This is a genomic window from Raoultella sp. T31 (assembly GCF_002806725.1).
Lineage (GTDB): Bacteria > Pseudomonadota > Gammaproteobacteria > Enterobacterales > Enterobacteriaceae > Klebsiella > Klebsiella electrica.
Genome location: NZ_PIBO01000003.1, coordinates 83,373 through 101,031, shown reverse-complemented (window position 1 = coordinate 101,031; position 17,659 = coordinate 83,373). Strand labels below are relative to the sequence as shown.

11 protein-coding genes are annotated in these 17,659 nt (G+C 56.2%); 8 read left to right on the top strand and 3 right to left on the bottom strand.

Features of this window, described 5'->3' with window-relative positions; all coding sequences use genetic code 11:
- Positions 1 to 137 precede the first annotated feature (137 nt).
- Positions 138 to 2,999 (top strand): two-component system sensor histidine kinase RcsC, encoded by a 2,862-nt coding sequence (gene rcsC, locus CWM52_RS03090; RefSeq protein WP_100682744.1) that lies wholly within the window; start codon positions 138 to 140, stop codon positions 2,997 to 2,999.
- A 62-nt stretch (positions 3,000 to 3,061) separates the two neighbouring features.
- Here the strand turns inward: rcsC and rcsB are convergent, their stop codons facing one another.
- Both rcsB and rcsD read right to left on the bottom strand, forming a co-directional pair.
- A complete protein-coding gene (rcsB, locus tag CWM52_RS03085; protein ID WP_002913007.1) occupies positions 3,062 to 3,712 on the bottom strand; it encodes a response regulator transcription factor RcsB in 651 nt (216 codons plus the stop codon).
- Positions 3,713 to 3,728: 16 nt separating this feature from the next.
- Complete coding sequence (gene rcsD, locus CWM52_RS03080) at positions 3,729 to 6,386, bottom strand: phosphotransferase RcsD (RefSeq protein ID WP_100682743.1); 2,658 nt, start codon at positions 6,384 to 6,386, stop codon at positions 3,729 to 3,731.
- 775 nt (positions 6,387 to 7,161) lie between these two features.
- On the opposite strand from rcsD, the gene CWM52_RS03070 reads away from it, so the two are divergent.
- The 6 genes from CWM52_RS03070 (at position 7,162) to mgtE (ending at position 14,493) form a co-directional block, all read left to right on the top strand.
- The gene (locus CWM52_RS03070; protein WP_100682741.1) at positions 7,162 to 8,256 is read left to right on the top strand and encodes a porin OmpC; all 1,095 of its coding nucleotides are present in this window, start codon (positions 7,162 to 7,164) and stop codon (positions 8,254 to 8,256) included.
- Between the two features lie 100 nt (positions 8,257 to 8,356).
- The gene (gene apbE, locus CWM52_RS03065) at positions 8,357 to 9,409 is read left to right on the top strand and encodes an FAD:protein FMN transferase ApbE (protein ID WP_100682740.1); all 1,053 of its coding nucleotides are present in this window, start codon (positions 8,357 to 8,359) and stop codon (positions 9,407 to 9,409) included.
- Positions 9,410 to 9,481: 72 nt separating this feature from the next.
- On the top strand, positions 9,482 to 10,546 hold the full coding sequence (gene ada / locus CWM52_RS03060; RefSeq protein ID WP_100682739.1) for a bifunctional DNA-binding transcriptional regulator/O6-methylguanine-DNA methyltransferase Ada: 1,065 nt from the start codon (positions 9,482 to 9,484) through the stop codon (positions 10,544 to 10,546).
- Complete coding sequence (gene alkB / locus CWM52_RS03055; protein ID WP_100682738.1) at positions 10,546 to 11,196, top strand: DNA oxidative demethylase AlkB; 651 nt, start codon at positions 10,546 to 10,548, stop codon at positions 11,194 to 11,196. Before ada ends, alkB begins: the two co-directional genes overlap by 1 nt.
- 75 nt (positions 11,197 to 11,271) lie before the next feature.
- Complete coding sequence (locus tag CWM52_RS03050; protein ID WP_100682737.1) at positions 11,272 to 12,915, top strand: multidrug ABC transporter permease/ATP-binding protein; 1,644 nt, start codon at positions 11,272 to 11,274, stop codon at positions 12,913 to 12,915.
- A 141-nt stretch (positions 12,916 to 13,056) separates the two neighbouring features.
- Positions 13,057 to 14,493, top strand: coding sequence for a magnesium transporter (gene mgtE, locus CWM52_RS03045; protein WP_100682736.1), 1,437 nt, complete (start codon positions 13,057 to 13,059; stop codon positions 14,491 to 14,493).
- Here mgtE and CWM52_RS03040 read toward each other — a convergent pair.
- Positions 14,456 to 15,703: a SulP family inorganic anion transporter gene (locus CWM52_RS03040; RefSeq protein ID WP_100682735.1), complete on the bottom strand. Its 1,248-nt coding sequence runs from the start codon at positions 15,701 to 15,703 to the stop codon at positions 14,456 to 14,458. The genes mgtE and CWM52_RS03040 overlap by 38 nt on opposite strands.
- A 273-nt stretch (positions 15,704 to 15,976) precedes the next feature.
- Here CWM52_RS03040 and mqo point away from each other — a divergent pair, with 273 nt between their 5' ends.
- Positions 15,977 to 17,608: a malate dehydrogenase (quinone) gene (gene mqo / locus CWM52_RS03035; RefSeq protein WP_100682734.1), complete on the top strand. Its 1,632-nt coding sequence runs from the start codon at positions 15,977 to 15,979 to the stop codon at positions 17,606 to 17,608.
- Positions 17,609 to 17,659 lie beyond the last annotated feature (51 nt).

Here is a 17,659-nt window from a genome sequence, read left to right as displayed (position 1 = left end):
ATCTATTATTGAGTGGAGGGCCGCGTGTTTCTCGGCGGTGTATCATATTCTCGTAAAGAGATAGCATTGCGACGTTGGTCATTTACCGCTACCTTAACCCCATTCTGTTGAGTCCTTGACGGCCGAGTATCGCCACATTGAAATATCTTGCCTCTTTTCATACCACGCTAAAGGTTTCACGCTACCTGTTCAGGGCGCTGGCGGTACTGCTCTGGATGCTGATCGCTTTCGTTTCCGTGTTCTATATCGTCAACGCCCTGCATGACCGGGAGTCGGAAATCCGCCAGGAATTTAACCTCAATGCCGATCAGGCGCAGCGTTATATCCAGCGGACCGCGGATGTGATTAAAGAGCTGAAATACGTGGCGGGAAACCGTCCGAGCGGCGGCGGCGAGGGAGGGGCCACTGCGGTTCCGAACGGCAACATCGCCGTTCCAGATTTCGAGCCGCTGTACGCTGATTCTGATTGCGGGGCGATGGGGGCCACCTGGCGTAACTCCCTGCAGTCACTGGCGTGGTTTATGCGCTACTGGCGCGATAACTTTTCCGCGACCTATGACCTCAACCGCATCTTCCTCATTGGCAGCGATAATTTATGTATGGCCAACTTTGGCCTGCGGGAAGTGCCGCTGGAGCGCGATCAGGCGCTGAAAGTGCTGCACCAGCGGATTGAGCAGTACCGCGATGCGCCGCAAAACGAGCGCGGCAACAACCTGTTCTGGATAAGTCAGGGCATGCGTCCGGGCGTGGGGTATTTTTACGCGCTGACGCCGGTGTATATGGCAAACCGCCTGCAGGCGCTGCTGGGCGTTGAGCAGACCATTCGTATGGAGAGCTTCTTTACGCCGGGCAGCCTGCCAATGAGCGTCACGATTCTTGATGACAACGGACAGCCGCTTATTTCTCTTGCCGGGCAGGAGAACAAAATCAAGGGCGACGCCCGCTGGATGCAGGAGCGGATCTGGTTTGGCTACACCGCGGGTTTCCGCGAGCTGGCGCTGAAGAAGAGCCTGCCGCCGTCGTCGTTAAGCATTGTCTATTCCGTGTCGGTCGATCAGGTGCTCGAACGTATCCGGATGCTGATTATCAACGCGATTGTCCTGAATATCCTGACCGGGGTTATCCTGTTTGCCCTGGCGCGGATGTATGAGCGGCGAATCTTTATCCCGGCGGAAAATGATGCCCAGCGTCTGGAAGAGCATGAGCAGTTCAACCGTAAAATCGTCGCCTCGGCGCCGGTGGGGATTTGTATCCTGCGCACCCTCGATGGCACCAATATTCTGAGCAACGAACTGGCGCACAACTACCTCAATATGCTGACCCATGAGGACCGACAGCGGTTAACGCAGATTATTTGCGGCCAGCAGGTCAACTTCGTGGATGTGCTGACCAGCAACAACACCAACCTGCAGATTAGCTTCGTGCATTCGCGCTATCGCAATGAAAACGTCGCGATTTGCGTGCTGGTCGACGTCAGCGCCCGCGTCAAGATGGAAGAGTCGTTGCAGGAGATGGCGCAGGCCGCGGAGCAGGCCAGCCAGTCGAAATCCATGTTCCTCGCCACCGTCAGCCATGAGCTGCGAACGCCGCTGTACGGGATTATCGGTAACCTCGACCTGCTGCAAACCAAAGAGCTGCCTAAAGGGGTAGACAGGCTGGTCACGGCGATGAATAACTCTTCGAGCCTGCTGCTGAAAATTATCAGCGATATCCTCGATTTCTCAAAAATCGAATCCGAGCAGCTGAAAATCGAACCCGGTGAGTTTTCGCCGCGTGAGGTGATGAACCATATCTCCGCCAACTATTTACCGCTGGTGGTGCGTAAACAGCTGGGGCTGTACTGCTTTATCGAGCCTGACGTTCCGCAGCTGATGTCCGGCGATCCGATGCGTTTGCAGCAGGTCATTTCTAACCTGCTGAGCAACGCCATTAAGTTTACCGATACCGGCTGTATCGTCCTGCACGTGCAGTGCGCCGGGGATTACCTGCAAATTAGCGTGCGCGATACAGGCGAGGGGATCCCGGCAAAAGAGGTGGTGCGCCTGTTTGATCCGTTCTTCCAGGTGGGGACCGGCGTACAGCGCAACTTCCAGGGCACCGGGCTGGGGCTGGCGATCTGTGAAAAGCTGATCAGCATGATGGACGGCGATATTGCCGTTGAAACCGAACCGGGAATGGGCAGCCGCTTTACCATTCGTATTCCGCTGTACGGTGTGCAAAACCGCCCGCCGCTGGCGATTGATAGTCTGGCGGGTAAATGCTGCTGGCTGGCTATCCGCAATACCTCCCTGGCGCTGTTTGTCGAGTCGCTGCTCAAGCATCACGGTCTGCAGAGCCAAATCTATGACGGGCAACAGCCAGGGGCTGATGATATTTTGCTGACCGATGATGAGGATCAGCAGGACATGCGCTGGCAGGGGAGTGCGGCGGTGATTTTCTGTCGCCGCCATATCGGTATTCCGCTGGAACGCGCGCCTGGTGAGTGGGTACACAGCGTGACGACACCGCACGAACTGCTGCCGCTACTGGGACGTATCTTCCGCATTGCGGTGACGACCACCGAACATGGCCCGGCGCTCAGCGCGCCGGAAACCCAGGTCGCCAGCAATGACGATATGATGATCCTGGTGGTGGACGACCACCCGATTAACCGCCGGCTACTGGCCGACCAGCTTGGCTCGCTCGGATATCAGTGCGTGACGGCGAACGATGGGGTCGATGCGCTGGGCGTGCTGAGTAAACAGCATATCGACATTGTGCTGAGCGATGTCAACATGCCGAATATGGATGGCTATCGCCTGACGCAACGTATCCGCGAGCTGGGAATGACCCTGCCGGTCATCGGGGTGACCGCCAACGCGCTGGCTGAGGAGAAACAGCGCTGTCTGGAGTCGGGGATGGATAACTGTCTGTCTAAACCGGTAACGCTCGATATTATCAAGCAGACGCTGGCAATCTACGCCGCGCGGGTGCGTAAAGAACGTCAGGAACAGGAATAGGGCAGGAAACCGCTGTGGACTTGCCCGGATAAGGCGCGGCGCCGTTATCCGGGCTGGAAGCGTTACTCTTTGTCAGTGGCGCTCAGAGAAACGGAAGACAGGTAGTTCAGCAGCGCGATATCGTTTTCCACGCCCAGCTTCATCATCGCCGATTTCTTCTGGCTACTGATGGTTTTAATGCTGCGGTTCAGTTTTTTGGCAATCTCGGTCACGAGAAAACCTTCGGCGAACAGGCGCAGCACTTCGCTCTCTTTCGGCGACAGGCGCTTGTCGCCGTAACCGCTGGCGCTGATTTTTTCCAGCAGGCGCGAAACGCTTTCCGGAGTGAATTTTTTGCCTTTCTGCAGTGCCGCCAGCGCTTTGGGCAGATCGGTCGGGGCGCCTTGTTTCAGCACGATCCCTTCGATATCCAGATCCAGCACTGCGCTCAGGATAGCCGGATTGTTGTTCATCGTCAGAACGATGATAGACAGATCCGGGAAATGGCGTTTGATGTATTTGATCAACGTGATCCCGTCGCCGTATTTATCGCCCGGCATCGACAGGTCGGTAATCAAAACGTGTGCGTCTAACTTAGGAAGATTATTGATAAGTGCCGTTGAATCTTCAAATTCGCCGACCACGTTGACCCATTCGATTTGCTCAAGGGATTTACGAATACCGAACAGTACGATCGGGTGGTCATCGGCAATAATTACGTTCATAGTGTTCATGTATTAGGCTACCTTGCTACAGCAAGCTCTTGACGTAAACGTCAATGTCGCTGATATATTTTTCTATGCCTTGCGCATCTTTCTCGCGAATCAGATGCTCAAGCGTTTCACATAACTGTTTGCCGGGTATCAGATTAAGCATAGCAAACGCCCCTTTGAGGCGGTGCGCTGTCTGGGCCAGCGCAGCTAAGTCGCTCGTTGCCAGTTCAGTATACAGCCTCTTAACATCATCCGGAACTGTGTCGGCAAACAGTGCGTAATAGCCGCTGGCATGGAGTTCGGCGTTACTTTCGCTTCCCGCAGAGGTGGCTTGCCCCTCTTCCTGCGCCAGCTGCTGTTCAATCAGTTGCAGAATCGCTTCCTGCATCGCTGTGCTGATATTAAAATTGACACGCAGCTGGCCTGGGCCAATTTTGCGTATCCCGACCTCATCATCGCTTAAAAGCAAGCCCGAAGCAGTAAGATTAGACGGATTATCCGTTAAAAAGAGATCGTATTGTTGACTTGTCAGCCTTTCATCCGGCGTGATGCAGGTTGCTCCCCAGCTTTCGAGCTGGCGCACCGCAATCCGCCGGACCTCATTGGCGGTAATATCCAGCATCACCACGACATCATCCAGCAGATGTTCGCCGGAGTTGCTCTCTTCTTCGCTGGCTGGCATTTTGAGATGCAGAGAATAGCGGGTTCCCAGCGACTCGCGGGCCTTGATATTCATCTGACCGCCAAGCCTGCGCGTCAGGCGATCGCAGAGCCAGAAGGTGAGGGCGTTGGCTTTCCCATACCGATCGGACTGGGTCTCGTTAAGGAACGGGAAGTGCATATTGTCGATTTCGTTGCCGGAAACGCCGTTGCCGGTATCGAGAATACGGAAAGTCAGCCGGTCGTCTGCGGGCTCGTCTTTACTCACTTCGAGCGTGATTTTGCCCATTTGCGTCGTGGTTACCGAGTATTGAATGAGCAACAGCAGCGTGCGGCGCAGCGCATCGCGATCGCCATAGCGCTGTTCATTGGCCGGCAGCGCATTGTTCATCAGCAGCTGCAGACCTTTACGTTTAATGCTCGGCAATACCTCAGGCACCACTTCATCGATCAGCTCCTGAATGGAGAACCGCACTGGATTGCTTTTCCAGCTATCGCTCTCCAGCAGGTTCGCCAGCTGAATTTCATCAATCAGCTGTACCAGCTGGTCCGCATGCTGCGCAAGCTGGAGGCTTTGGGCAATACCCATGGCTGCCGCTTCTGCGGCCAGGCTCTGCGCCGGCTGTTTTAAGGCGCTGCCGATATGCTGCATAAATGCCATGCGCCCCTGCTGGTTTTTCTCATACAGACGCTGGGCCTGTTTCAGTTTTTTATTGACCAGCACTTCCCGGTCCTGATCGCGAATAATGAAGATCTGCGTGCGCGGCGCAACCTGGCTGCGATACTGACGGATTTCATACAGTTCGTTGTTGATAGTCGCCTGAATCACTCCCTGATGCTGATCGGCCATGTTGGTGATGTTTTGCAGATTCAGATGCGGCAGGAGATGATCGGCAATCGGGTTGCTGATAATCGTGCGGTTGGCTTCCTGATCGTGGACCAGCAGCCCCAGCGGCAGTAGCGAGACTATCTCTTCGTTAATGGCACGCAGGGTGCGCAATTCGCTATTGGCCGCAGAAGAGACGGCGGTGCCGCTCTGACGGCTGCGGCCATTGTAATGGCGAAACGTCGTGAAGCCGAACAGCGTTAAAGCCAGCAGACCGATGATCAGCAGCAGCGGCAGGAGAACATTCTGCAGGGATTCCAGCAGCATAGAACCGAAGGGAACCACCCAGATCAGACGCATCCCGGTGGTGCTGATGCTGGTGATGATCTCAATCCGTGCCCCGTTAAAGTCGATATTGACGCTATCGGCGGTCTCTTTTTCCGGGTTAGTGGCCGTGTTTTGCGCCGGGTCGGGTTCAATACGGAAATTATCCAGCGGCATGCCGGGCGGAATCAGGTCATTTATCGGCAGGTCAAAGGCAACAACGGTCGCCAGATGGCCCGGCTGGTTAAAGGTGGTGCGCAGGGTGAAATAGTGGCCATTCTGCCAGGAGAGGCGGCGCAGGGAGGAAAAGGTTTCCCGCTCGTCCAGGGTGTTGGCCTGCAGCAGCATCTCCGCGCGGCGGGATTCGACCACGCTGGTAATCGTTGATTCTTTAAAGCTGGATGACAGGTCTTTCAGCGGCAGCGTCGACACCAGGATCAGGCTGTTATCCAGACCATTCAGATAGTACATCGACCAGGGGATGGTTTCCGCCCCCCACAAGATGTCGAGGTAGCTGGACATTTTCTGCGTCATCTCAAGGGTCGCGCTGTCGTGCGAACCAAAGATCAGCGCTTCGGTTTTCCGCCGCGGTTTTTCCAGGTAGTAAACATCCTGCTTCAAACGCGTTTCTTGCAGGCCATCGCCGGCGTTGCTGGAAGGGGTGGCGGCGATATTGTCGTAAATCTGCCAGGTTGCGTAGCGCCAGGTATCGATGCGTTTATGCAGCGCGTGGCTGACATCAATGACCTGATAGCTTTTATCTTTTAGCCAGGTATTGACCGCGCTTTGGATCATAACCCCCATCGTCGCCAGCAGGACGATGACCATTAAAATGAAGAAGCGGGTGATGCTGCCTGGCATCAGAGAGAATTTTTTCTGGGTCATCGTGTGAGAGAGCGACTCATCAAGGTTTGTAAGCAGGGCATCGCCCCAGGTAGCTGCTAGCAGAGTGAATACGCTACTCAGTATAAAGGCTAATTTATCAAATCCATACTACAGATTGCGGCTCGCCAGTTTTTTTTAAGCGTAAGAATTATCTTAAAAAAACCTGACGCCAAAAGATGTACAGCCCGGCGAGATTTGTACAATTACTTACCTGTTGCGGGCAATAAATAGCACTAAATAACAAGAAATTATCTGGATAAGACTTTACTCAATCGCAAGGTTATTGATTAATAAACGTTATTTTTTTTCGTGAATATCACAAGATAATTAAGGTTATGTAAAGAAGGGTAAAAAAAAACCGAATGCGAGGCATCCGGTTGAAATAGGGGTAAACAGACATTCAGAACTGAATGACGGTAATAAATAAAGTTAATGATGATAGCGGAAGTTATTCTAGTCGCCGGGGGGGATTTTGTTTTGTCATTCAGTGCTATACATGAGTCAACGTGTAACCGCATGAACTTAATCAAGAAAATTTATTTTCTTGATTATTAGTGCTTATTTTTTTGCTTTTTAGCGATGAAGAAAAGTTCCCGTCCGCTTACAATTTGAAACATCTTGTGCGCATTTTGAAACACCTTAGAAGTTTTCGTATCATATTCTTGTTGGATTATTCTGCATTTTACAGCACAATGAATATAGCCGACTGATTAGAAGGGTAATCAGTAAGCAGTGGCAATAATAAAAGGCATATAACAAACAGAGGGTTAATAACATGAAAGTTAAAGTACTGTCCCTCCTGGTACCGGCTCTGCTGGTAGCAGGCGCAGCAAATGCGGCTGAAATTTATAACAAAGATGGCAACAAATTAGATCTGTACGGCAAAATCGACGGTCTGCACTATTTCTCTGACGATAAGGGCAATGACGGCGACCAGACCTACATGCGTTTAGGCGTTAAAGGCGAAACTCAGATCAATGACCAGCTGACCGGTTACGGCCAGTGGGAATACAACGTTCAGGCGAACAACACTGAAAGCTCCAGCAATCAGGCATGGACTCGTCTGGCATTCGCAGGTCTGAAATTCGGCGACGCGGGCTCTTTCGACTACGGTCGTAACTACGGCGTTGTTTATGACGTCACTTCCTGGACCGACGTTCTGCCGGAATTCGGCGGCGACACCTACGGTTCCGACAACTTCCTGCAGCAGCGTGCTAACGGTGTTGCAACCTACCGTAACTCTGACTTCTTCGGTCTGGTTGACGGCCTGAACTTTGCTCTGCAGTACCAGGGTAAAAACGGCAGCGTCAGCGGCGAAGGCGCGACCAACAACGGTCGTGACTGGAATAAACAGAACGGCGACGGTTTCGGTACTGCTGTCACTTATAACATCTGGGACGGCATCAGCGCTGGTTTCGCATACAGCCACTCTAAACGTACTGATGCGCAGAATGCGGCAAGCCTGCTGGGTAAAGGCGACAATGCTGAAACCTACACCGGCGGCCTGAAATACGACGCGAACAACATCTACCTGGCGACTCAGTACACCCAGACCTACAACGCAACCCGCGCTGGCTCCCTGGGCTTTGCTAACAAAGCACAGAACTTCGAAGTCGCTGCACAGTACCAGTTCGATTTCGGTCTGCGTCCGTCTGTGGCTTACCTGCAGTCTAAAGGTAAGGATCTGGAAGGCTTCGGCGACCAGGATCTCCTGAAATATGTTGATGTGGGCGCGACCTACTACTTCAACAAAAACATGTCCACCTATGTTGATTACAAAATCAACCTGCTGGACGACAACAACTTCACTCGTAGCGCCGGTATCTCTACCGACAATATCGTAGCTCTGGGCCTGGTTTACCAGTTCTAAGCACGCTGAAGTCTCGAAAAAGGCGCCTCTGGCGCCTTTTTTATGCCCGGTTTAACCTCGCTGGTGTAATCTTGCTGCCTTAGCAAGAGGAACCTGATTTATGGATATCACTTTTTTCCGCAGCGCGCTGTTCAGCGTCTGCGTACTGCTTTCCGGCTGCGATTCAGCCACGACCCCCACTACGCCAAAGAGCGCCGCGACGGTACTCGATGGTAAGACGATGGGCACATTCTGGCGGGTTAGCGTCGTGGGCATGGATGAAGGCAAAGCCGAGGCGCTGCGACAGAAGGTGCAGGCGCAGCTTGACGCCGACGATCGCCTGCTCTCCACCTGGAAAAACGATTCTGCGCTGATGCGCTTTAACCATGCCGCCACGACCGAGCCGTGGCCGGTCAGCGAGGCGATGGCCGATATTGTCACCCTGTCGCTGCGTATCGGCGCAAAAACCGCGGGCGCCATGGATATTACGGTGGGTCCGCTGGTGAATCTCTGGGGATTTGGCCCCGCCAGGCAACCGGTTAAAACGCCGGATCCTCAGCAGATTGCCGCCGCGAAAGCGCGCACCGGGCTCCAGCATCTGACGGTCATTAACCATGCGGATCGGCAATATCTGCAAAAAGACATCCCGGATCTGTTTGTCGATCTCTCTACCGTTGGCGAAGGCTATGCCGCCGATCATCTGGCTCGTCTGATGGAGCAGGAGGGGATTTCCCGTTATCTGGTTTCGGTCGGCGGGGCGTTGGTCAGCCGGGGGATGAATGCCGACGGGCTGCCGTGGCGAGTGGCCATCCAGAAACCAACCGATCGCGAAAATGCCGTACAGGCGATCGTGGATATCAACGGACATGGAATCAGCACCTCCGGCAGCTACCGCAACTATTATGAGCTGGACGGCAAACGTATTTCCCACGTTATCGACCCAAAAACCGGCCGGCCTATCGATCATAAACTGGTCTCGGTTACGGTCATCGCCCCGACGGCGCTGGAAGCCGATGGCTGGGATACCGGCCTGATGGTGCTGGGGCCGGAAAGAGCGCAGGAAGTTGTGCGCAAACAGGGGCTGGCGGTTTACATGATCGTTAAAGAGGGCGACGGGTTTAAAACCTGGATGTCGCCGCAGTTCCGCACTTTCCTCGTCGGCGAAAAGAATTAAACCGCAAGATTTCGGGTTTTTTTCATCGGGTGCTGATTCAGACTGACGATACACTTAAAGCAGGAGCCCATGATGAAACCGATAATTGCTGATACCGACGATCGCCGCTGGCAGGCGGTATGCGATCGTGATGCGCGAGCCGATGGTCAGTTTGTCTTTGCCGTCCTGACCACCGGCATCTGCTGCCGCCCGTCCTGCTGTTCGCGGCGAGCGCTGCGGGAGAATGTTCGCTTTTACCCCGGCGTTGAGGCGGCTATCGCCGATGGCTTTCGTCCCTGTAAGCGCTGCCAGCCGGATAAAAGCGATCCGCAGCAGCAGAAGGTGGACAAAGTCACTCGAGCCTGTCGCCTGCTGGAACAGGAATCGCCGGTGACCCTTGAGACGCTGGCGCAGGAGCTGGCGGTCAGCCCCTTTCATTTTCACCGTTTGTTCAAATCCGTCACCGGCATGACGCCGAAAGCCTGGCAACAGGCCTGGCGCGCGCGACGTTTGCGCGAAGCGCTGGGGCAGGGTGAAAAAGTGACGCCTGCCGTGTTGGCCGCAGGCTTCCCCGGAGGCAGCAGCTATTATCGTCAGGCGGATGCCGCGCTTGGGATGACCGCCCGCCAGTTTCGCCGCGGCGGCGAGGATACTGACATTATCTATACCGTCGACGACTGCGCGGTCGGCCGCTGTCTGGTCGCGGAAAGTGAACGGGGGGTCTGCGCCGTTTTACCGGGGGAAGAGGACGCGGCGTTGCTTGATGCGTTATCCCGTCTCTTCCCTCACGCCCGGCTTCTGCCGGGGGATGCGCATTTTTGCCTGCGGGTCGCCCAGGTTTTCGCCCATCTGGACGATCCTCGCCAGGCCATTAATCTGCCGCTGGATCTGCGCGGCACCGCGTTTCAGCTGCGCGTCTGGCAGGCGTTGCGCCAGATCCCGGCAGGAGAAACCCGCAGCTATCGTCAGGTCGCGCAGAGCATTGGTCAACCCCGTGCGGTCAGAGCCGTGGCAGGCGCCTGCGCGGCCAATAAACTGGCAATGGTTATCCCGTGTCATCGGGTCGTCCGCGAGGGCGGGGCGCTCTCAGGCTACCGCTGGGGAACGGCCCGCAAAGCGCAATTGTTGGCCCGGGAAGCGCAAACCGAGGAGAAGTGATGCTCGATTTATTTGCCGATATGCCTCCCTGGCAGGAGCCGCTGGCGCCGGGGGCCACCATTCTGCGGCGTTTCGCCCACCCGCGCGCGGCGGCGTTGCTGCAGGCGATAAAGCAGGTCGCCAGCCGTTCGCCGTTTCGGCAAATGGTGACGCCGGGAGGTTATACCATGTCGGTGGCGATGACCAACTGCGGCAGACTTGGCTGGACCACCGATATGCACGGCTACCTCTATGCCCCTGACGATCCGCTAACCAGCGAGGCCTGGCCGCCGATGCCGGCGATCTTTCGCGAACTGGCGGCGGAAGCGGCCTCTGACGGCGGCTATCCTCATTTTGCCCCCGACGCCTGTCTGATCAACCGCTACCTGCCGGGGGCCAAGCTATCGCTACATCAGGATAAAGATGAACGCGATCTGCGGGCGCCTATCGTTTCAGTGTCGCTGGGGCTGCCCGCCGTGTTCCAGTTTGGCGGTCTGCGGCGCAACGATCCGCTGCAGCGCGTGCTGCTGGAGCATGGCGATGTGGTGGTCTGGGGCGGGGAATCACGCCTGTTTTACCACGGTATCCAACCGCTGAAAGAGGGCGACCATCCGCAAACCGGCGCCTGTCGTTACAATCTCACCTTCCGTCTGGCTGGCGGCAGAGAATAAAAATAAGAATTATTCTTGATGTCATGGGCGAGCCGTTTAAACTGCTGGCTGTTTTGCTTGCCCGGATTGTGTGTTATGGAACTTGTGCTGCTTGTCTGGCGCCAGTATCGCTGGCCGTTTATCTCCGTCATGGCCCTGAGTCTGCTCAGTGCGGCGCTGGGAATCGGACTTATCGCCTTTATTAATCTGCGTCTGATGACCGTGGTCGATACCTCGCTGGCGGTGCTGCCGGAGTTTCTCGGTTTATTGCTGCTGCTGATGGTCGTGACGCTGAGTTCCCAACTGGCCCTGACCACGCTGGGACACCATTTTGTCTTCCGCCTGCGCGGCGAATTTATCAAGCGCATCCTTGATAGCCAAATCGAAAAGGTCGAGAAGAGCGGCAGCGCGTCGCTACTTGCCGGCTTAACCAGCGACATTCGCAATATCACCATCGCTTTTGTTCGCCTGCCGGAGCTGGTACAGGGGATTATCCTGACCTTTGGCTCCGCCGCTTACCTGGCGTGGCTGTCGGGCAAAATGATGATGGTCACCGCGCTGTGGATGGCGCTGACTATCTGGGGTGGGTTTGTGCTGGTGGCTCGCGTCTACAGACATATGGCGACGCTGCGGGAAAGCGAAGACAAGCTGTACCACGACTATCAGACGGTGCTGGAAGGGCGCAAAGAGTTAACCCTCAACCGGGAACGCGCGGAATATGTGTTTAATCAGCTTTATCTGCCGGATGCCCGCGAATATCGTCACCACATTATCCGCGCCGATACTTTCCATCTCAGCGCGGTGAACTGGTCGAATATTATGATGCTGGGCGCCATCGGACTGGTGTTCTGGATGGCAAACAGCCTCGGCTGGGCGAATACCGCGGTGGCGGCGACCTACTCGCTGACCCTGTTGTTCCTGCGCACGCCGCTGCTGTCGGCGGTCGGAGCGCTGCCGACGTTGCTCAGCGCCCAGGTGGCATTCAACAAGCTGAACACTTTCTCTCTGGCAGCCTATCGCGCCGACTTCCCGCGGCCGGAACCACATCCACACTGGCAGACCCTGGAGCTGCGCGACGTCTGCTTCCACTATCCGGATAACAGCTTTGCCGTCGGGCCGATTAATCTGACCCTGCAGCGCGGCGAGCTGGTGTTTTTAATTGGCGGCAACGGCAGCGGTAAATCGACGCTGGCGATGTTGCTGACCGGGTTGTACCAACCGGCCTGCGGGCAGATTCTGCTCGATGGTCAGCCCCTGGCGGCGGATAAGCCCGAAGAGTACCGCCAGCTTTTTTCGGCAGTCTTTACCGATGTCTGGCTGTTCGACAGGCTGCTGGGGCCAGGCGGCAAAGCGGCAGATCCCGCGCTGGTCGGCCAGTGGATGGGTTACCTGAAAATGACGCATAAGCTGCAGCTGGATAACGGCAGGATTGTTGATTTGAAGCTGTCGAAAGGGCAGAAAAAACGCGTTGCGCTGCTGCTGGCGCTGGCGGAGGAGCGGGATATCATCCTGCTTGACGAGTGGGCGGCGGATCAGGACCCGCATTTTCGTCGCGAGTTTTACCAGCTGCTGCTGCCGCTGATGCAGCAAATGGGGAAAACCGTTTTCGCCATTAGCCATGACGATCATTATTTCCAGCATGCCGACCGCCTGCTGGAGATGCGCAGCGGCCAGCTGACGGAGCTGACGGGAGAAGAGCGCGAGCTGGCGACCCGGGATGCGGTGGCCCGCACCGCCTGATTGAGCGCGTCGTCGGCTCACCGGCGGCGCGATTGTTGATTTTTCCGCCGCCTGAACGGAGCGACGGTTATTTTTCTCCCTCCCCGCGCTATGCTTATGGCTCCTGGCCTGCCACATGTTCTCAAAAGGATTGCCTGACCGATGTCCGTTTCGCATAAAAAAAGCGCCAGATTACGTGATGAAGAGCGCGCCCGCCTGATCTGGCTACTGGCCACCGATAAAGCCGTGACCTCGGCGCTGCTCGGAAAATTAACGCTGGCTGAACGCTATGACGACGGCACGCTGGCTGACGATCTGGCGGAGGTCGAGGTGCTGGTCTCCCACCTGCCGCCGCCGGACCTCGCCGATGCCCTCGAAGCGCTGCCGTACGATGGGCGTAATGCGCTCTGGCAGCTGGTCAGCAATGATAAACGCGGCGAGGTGTTGCTCGAGGCATCGGAAAACGTCTGGGGCGATCTCATCGATAAGATGAGCGACCACGAGCTGCTCGATGCCCTGCAAACCCTGGATATTGACGAACAGGTCTATCTGGTTCAACACCTGCCGCGTAACCTGACCGGACGCCTGCTGGCGACGATGCCGCCGGATAAGCGCGCGCGCGTCCGCCAGATGATGCGCTACGCCGATAATACCGTCGGGGCAATCATGGAGTTCGAAGTGATTGTCGTGCGCCCGGAAATGACGCTGGCGGCGGTACAGCGCTACCTGCGGCGGCTGGGCAAAATGCCGGAGAACACCGATAAGCTGTTTGTGACCACCCGCAATAAGCTCCTGCTGGGTGAACTCCAGCTGCAAACGATTCTGCTCAATGATGCGCAAAAGCGGGTCGGCGACGTCATGGAAGGGGACCCGGTGACGTTCCAGCCGCACGAAGAGGCCGAAAAGGTAGCGCGTACCTTTGAACGTGACGACCTGATCAGCGCCGCGGTGATTGACGCGGAAGGGAAGCTGATGGGACGTCTGACCATCGATGAGATTGTTGACGTCGTCTATGAAGAGACGGACAGCGATCTGCGAGGCATGGGTGGCCTGAGCAGCGAAGAAGATGTCTTTGCTCCGGTCAGTAAAGCGGTGAAGACCCGCTGGGCGTGGCTGGCGGTCAATCTGTGCACCGCCTTTATCGCCTCGCGAGTGATAGACGGCTTTGAACACACCATTTCACAGCTGGTAGCGCTGGCCTCGCTGATGCCGATCGTCGCCGGGATCGGCGGTAACACCGGCAATCAGACGATCACTATGATCGTACGCGCGATGGCGTTACAGCACATCCAGCCCGGCAGCTTTTCGTTTTTGATCATGCGTGAAATGGGCGTCGCGTTGATTAACGGTCTGGTATGGGGCGGGATCATGGGGGCGATCACCTGGTGGTTGTATCAGGACCCGCAGCTGGGTGGCGTGATGACGCTGGCGATGATGCTGAATCTGCTGATGGCCGCGATGATGGGGGTGATCATCCCGATGGTAATGGTCAAACTGGGGCGTGATCCGGCGGTCGGCTCCAGCGTGATGATCACCGCTATCACCGACACCGGCGGTTTCTTTATTTTTCTCGGTCTGGCGACGATATTTCTGATGTAAGCGCCGGTCTGTTGCGCAGGCGGCGAGGAATCAGCGCCATCACCACTAGCCCGGCCAGAACGCCAATAGCCAGATTGCTGGTTCCGACCGTCGCGGCGACGGTCGCCAGCATGACCAGCGTTTCCGGCCACGGATGACGCGCCACTTCCGTCGGACGAACGCTATGCCAGCTGAAGGTCCTGGCCGCCACGATAACCATCACTGCGGCCAGTACCACCATCGGAATTTTCGCCATCACGTCACTCAGCGCGGTCACCAGCAGCAGCAGGACGAGGCCTGCCGCAACGGTTGAGACGCGGCTTCGGCCTTTGCCCATTTCGACGTTAACGATGGTCTGCCCGATCATCGCGCAGCCGGCGATGCCGCCGTAGAGTCCGGCGAGAATATTGGCAATGCCCAGCCCGGTACTCTCGCGTGCTTTGCTGGATGGCGTGTGGGTCAGATCATCCACGAGTTTCGCCGTCAGCAGCGATTCCAGCAGCCCAACGAAGGCGATACTCAACGCGCAGGGCCAGATAATGTTCAGCGTGTGTAGATCGAGCGGTACCAGCAGAGCGGTCAGCCCAGGCAGCCCGCCGCTCATGCTGCCTGCATCACCGACGGTGGGCAACAGCTGGCCGGTGGTGACGGTAAACAGCGTCAGCAGGATGATGGCGATCAGCGGCGAAGGGATGGCTTTGATATAGCGCGGCGCCCACAGCACAATCAGCAGCGTCAGCACAAACAGGCCGAGGATCAGCGGCTGGCTGCTCCAGAAATGCGGCACCTGGGCAAAGAAGATCAGTATCCCCAGCGCATTCACAAAACCGGTCATCACCGATTGAGGAATAAAGCGCATCAGCCGGGCCATGCCGCACAACCCAAACAAAATTTGAATAATGCCAGCCAGAATGACAGCGGGCAGGATATACCCGACGCCGTGCTGATGCACCATCGGACCAATCACCAGCGCCACCGACCCCGCCGCCGCGGTGACCATGGCCGGTCTGCCGCCGAGCACCGACATCGCCAGACAGAGCACGACGGACGCAATCAGGCTGACTTTCGGATCCACCCCGGCAATCACCGAGAAGGAGATAACCTCTGGAATCAGGGCCAGCGCGGTGAGGACGCCAGCCAGCGTTTCGCGGGCCAGTAGCGACGGCGAGCGTAATACGTGGCGAAGCGCGCCGTTTGAAGCGGGTGGGGTGTGGTTGGGGGCCTGATGCATACGCGTTTCGCTGGTAGATAAAAGCCGGAGCCACGAGCCTGAGCTTGTGTGCGGTCTGTCACAAAACAGGGGATGATAGCGCGTGGACGGGGCATATACCAGTACAAAATATGATTTGACGTACACATTTATTAAACATTTTTATAACGGATCTCAAAACTCAACTTAAAATTTAAACAATATTTAATTTTTTGATCTTCGGTGTTACCTTGATTCTTGATAATCGTTTCACCTGCGCTAAATAAAAAGCGAGTAAAGTAAGGCTCAAATCCAATGAAGAAAAAGATGGCCGTACCCAGCTCACCGGCGGTTGGTTCAGATATACCTCGGACCAACACCCGCCATGAGCAAGAGACGGATGTATTGTTGATCGGCGGCGGCATCATGAGCGCCACGTTGGGAACCTGGCTTCAGGAACTTGAGCCGGACTGGTCTATTACCATGGTCGAGCAGATGTCGAGCGTGGCAGAAGAGAGCTCGAACGGCTGGAACAATGCGGGTACCGGCCATGCGGCTTTGATGGAGCTGAACTACACGCCGCAAACCGCCAGCGGGATTAACATCGATAAAGCGGTCGATATCAACGAATCCTTCCAAATCTCGCGGCAATTTTGGGCGCACCAGGTGACACGCGGCATACTCAGTAAGCCGAAATCGTTTATTAACAGCGTACCGCACATGAGTTTTGTGTGGGGCGAAGACAATGTGAATTTCCTGCGCGCGCGTTATGCGGCGCTGCAGCAAAGTGAGCTGTTCCGCGGGATTCGCTATTCTGAAGATCATCAGCAGATCAAAGAGTGGGCGCCGCTGGTGATGGAAGGGCGCGATCCGCAGCAAAAAGTGGCCGCGACCCGCACCGAAGTCGGGACCGACGTCAACTACGGGGAAATCACCCGTCAGCTGATTGCCGGACTGCAGACCCACGATAACTTCTCTTTGCAGCTTGGTACCGTCGTGCGTCGCTTTAAGCGCAACGCGGACAAGAGCTGGACGGTCACCCTGGCCGATGCCGATAATCGTCGCCAGAAGCGGGTGATTAAAGCCAAATTTATCTTTATTGGCGCCGGCGGCGCCGCGCTGACGCTGTTGCAGGAAACCGGTATTCCTCAGGCGAAAGAGTACGCGGGCTTCCCGGTGGGCGGTCAGTTCCTGGTGTGTGAAAACCCGGAGGTGGTTAACCATCATCTGGCGAAAGTTTATGGTCAGGCCGAAGTGGGCGCGCCGCCGATGTCGGTTCCGCATATCGATACGCGGATTATCGATGGCAAGCGGGTGGTACTGTTCGGGCCGTTCGCCACCTTCTCGACCCGCTTCCTGAAAAACGGCTCGCTGTGGGATCTGCTGGCATCAACCAACACCTCGAATATTCTGCCGATGCTCAATGTCGGTCTGGATAACTTCGACCTGGTGAAATACCTGATTAGTCAGGTGATGCAGAAAGATAACGATCGTCACGAGGCGCTGCGCGAATACTATCCGGAAGCGAATAAAGAAGACTGGCGCTTGTGGCAGGCCGGTCAGCGCGTGCAGATTATCAAACGCAACGGTAAGAAGGGCGTACTGCGTCTGGGCACCGAAGTCGTCAGCGATGACGAAGGGACCGTTGCCGCGCTGCTGGGGGCATCTCCGGGAGCCTCGACGGCAGCGCCTATCATGCTGCAGCTGATGGAGAAGGTCTTTAAAGAGAAAGTTCAGTCGCCCGCCTGGCAGGCGAAACTGAAAGAGATCATCCCGTCCTACGGCCTGCGTCTGGATGGTAACCCGGCGGCGATTGAACAGGCGCTGGCGTGGACCAGTGAAGTACTGCAACTGCATTACGAGCCAGTCACGATGGTTGATCAGGTCCCGCTTGCGCAGCTCAAGCCGCTATCTGGCGATAAACCTATGGCGGATATTGCGCTGTAATTGCGCGGTAGCACGATATCCGGCGGCTGATGCCGCCGGATGGTGATTGTT

What these genes read in the sequence shown, in the direction of transcription:
- rcsB (WP_002913007.1), bottom strand. Translation starts at nt 3,712, where the DNA reads ATGAACACTATGAACGTAATTATTGCCGATGACCACCCGATCGTACTG.
- rcsD (WP_100682743.1), bottom strand. Translation starts at nt 6,386, where the DNA reads ATGACCCAGAAAAAATTCTCTCTGATGCCAGGCAGCATCACCCGCTTC.
- CWM52_RS03070 (WP_100682741.1), top strand. Translation starts at nt 7,162, where the DNA reads ATGAAAGTTAAAGTACTGTCCCTCCTGGTACCGGCTCTGCTGGTAGCA.
- apbE (WP_100682740.1), top strand. Translation starts at nt 8,357, where the DNA reads ATGGATATCACTTTTTTCCGCAGCGCGCTGTTCAGCGTCTGCGTACTG.
- ada (WP_100682739.1), top strand. Translation starts at nt 9,482, where the DNA reads ATGAAACCGATAATTGCTGATACCGACGATCGCCGCTGGCAGGCGGTA.
- alkB (WP_100682738.1), top strand. Translation starts at nt 10,546, where the DNA reads ATGCTCGATTTATTTGCCGATATGCCTCCCTGGCAGGAGCCGCTGGCG.
- CWM52_RS03050 (WP_100682737.1), top strand. Translation starts at nt 11,272, where the DNA reads ATGGAACTTGTGCTGCTTGTCTGGCGCCAGTATCGCTGGCCGTTTATC.
- mgtE (WP_100682736.1), top strand. Translation starts at nt 13,057, where the DNA reads ATGTCCGTTTCGCATAAAAAAAGCGCCAGATTACGTGATGAAGAGCGC.
- CWM52_RS03040 (WP_100682735.1), bottom strand. Translation starts at nt 15,703, where the DNA reads ATGCATCAGGCCCCCAACCACACCCCACCCGCTTCAAACGGCGCGCTT.
- mqo (WP_100682734.1), top strand. Translation starts at nt 15,977, where the DNA reads ATGAAGAAAAAGATGGCCGTACCCAGCTCACCGGCGGTTGGTTCAGAT.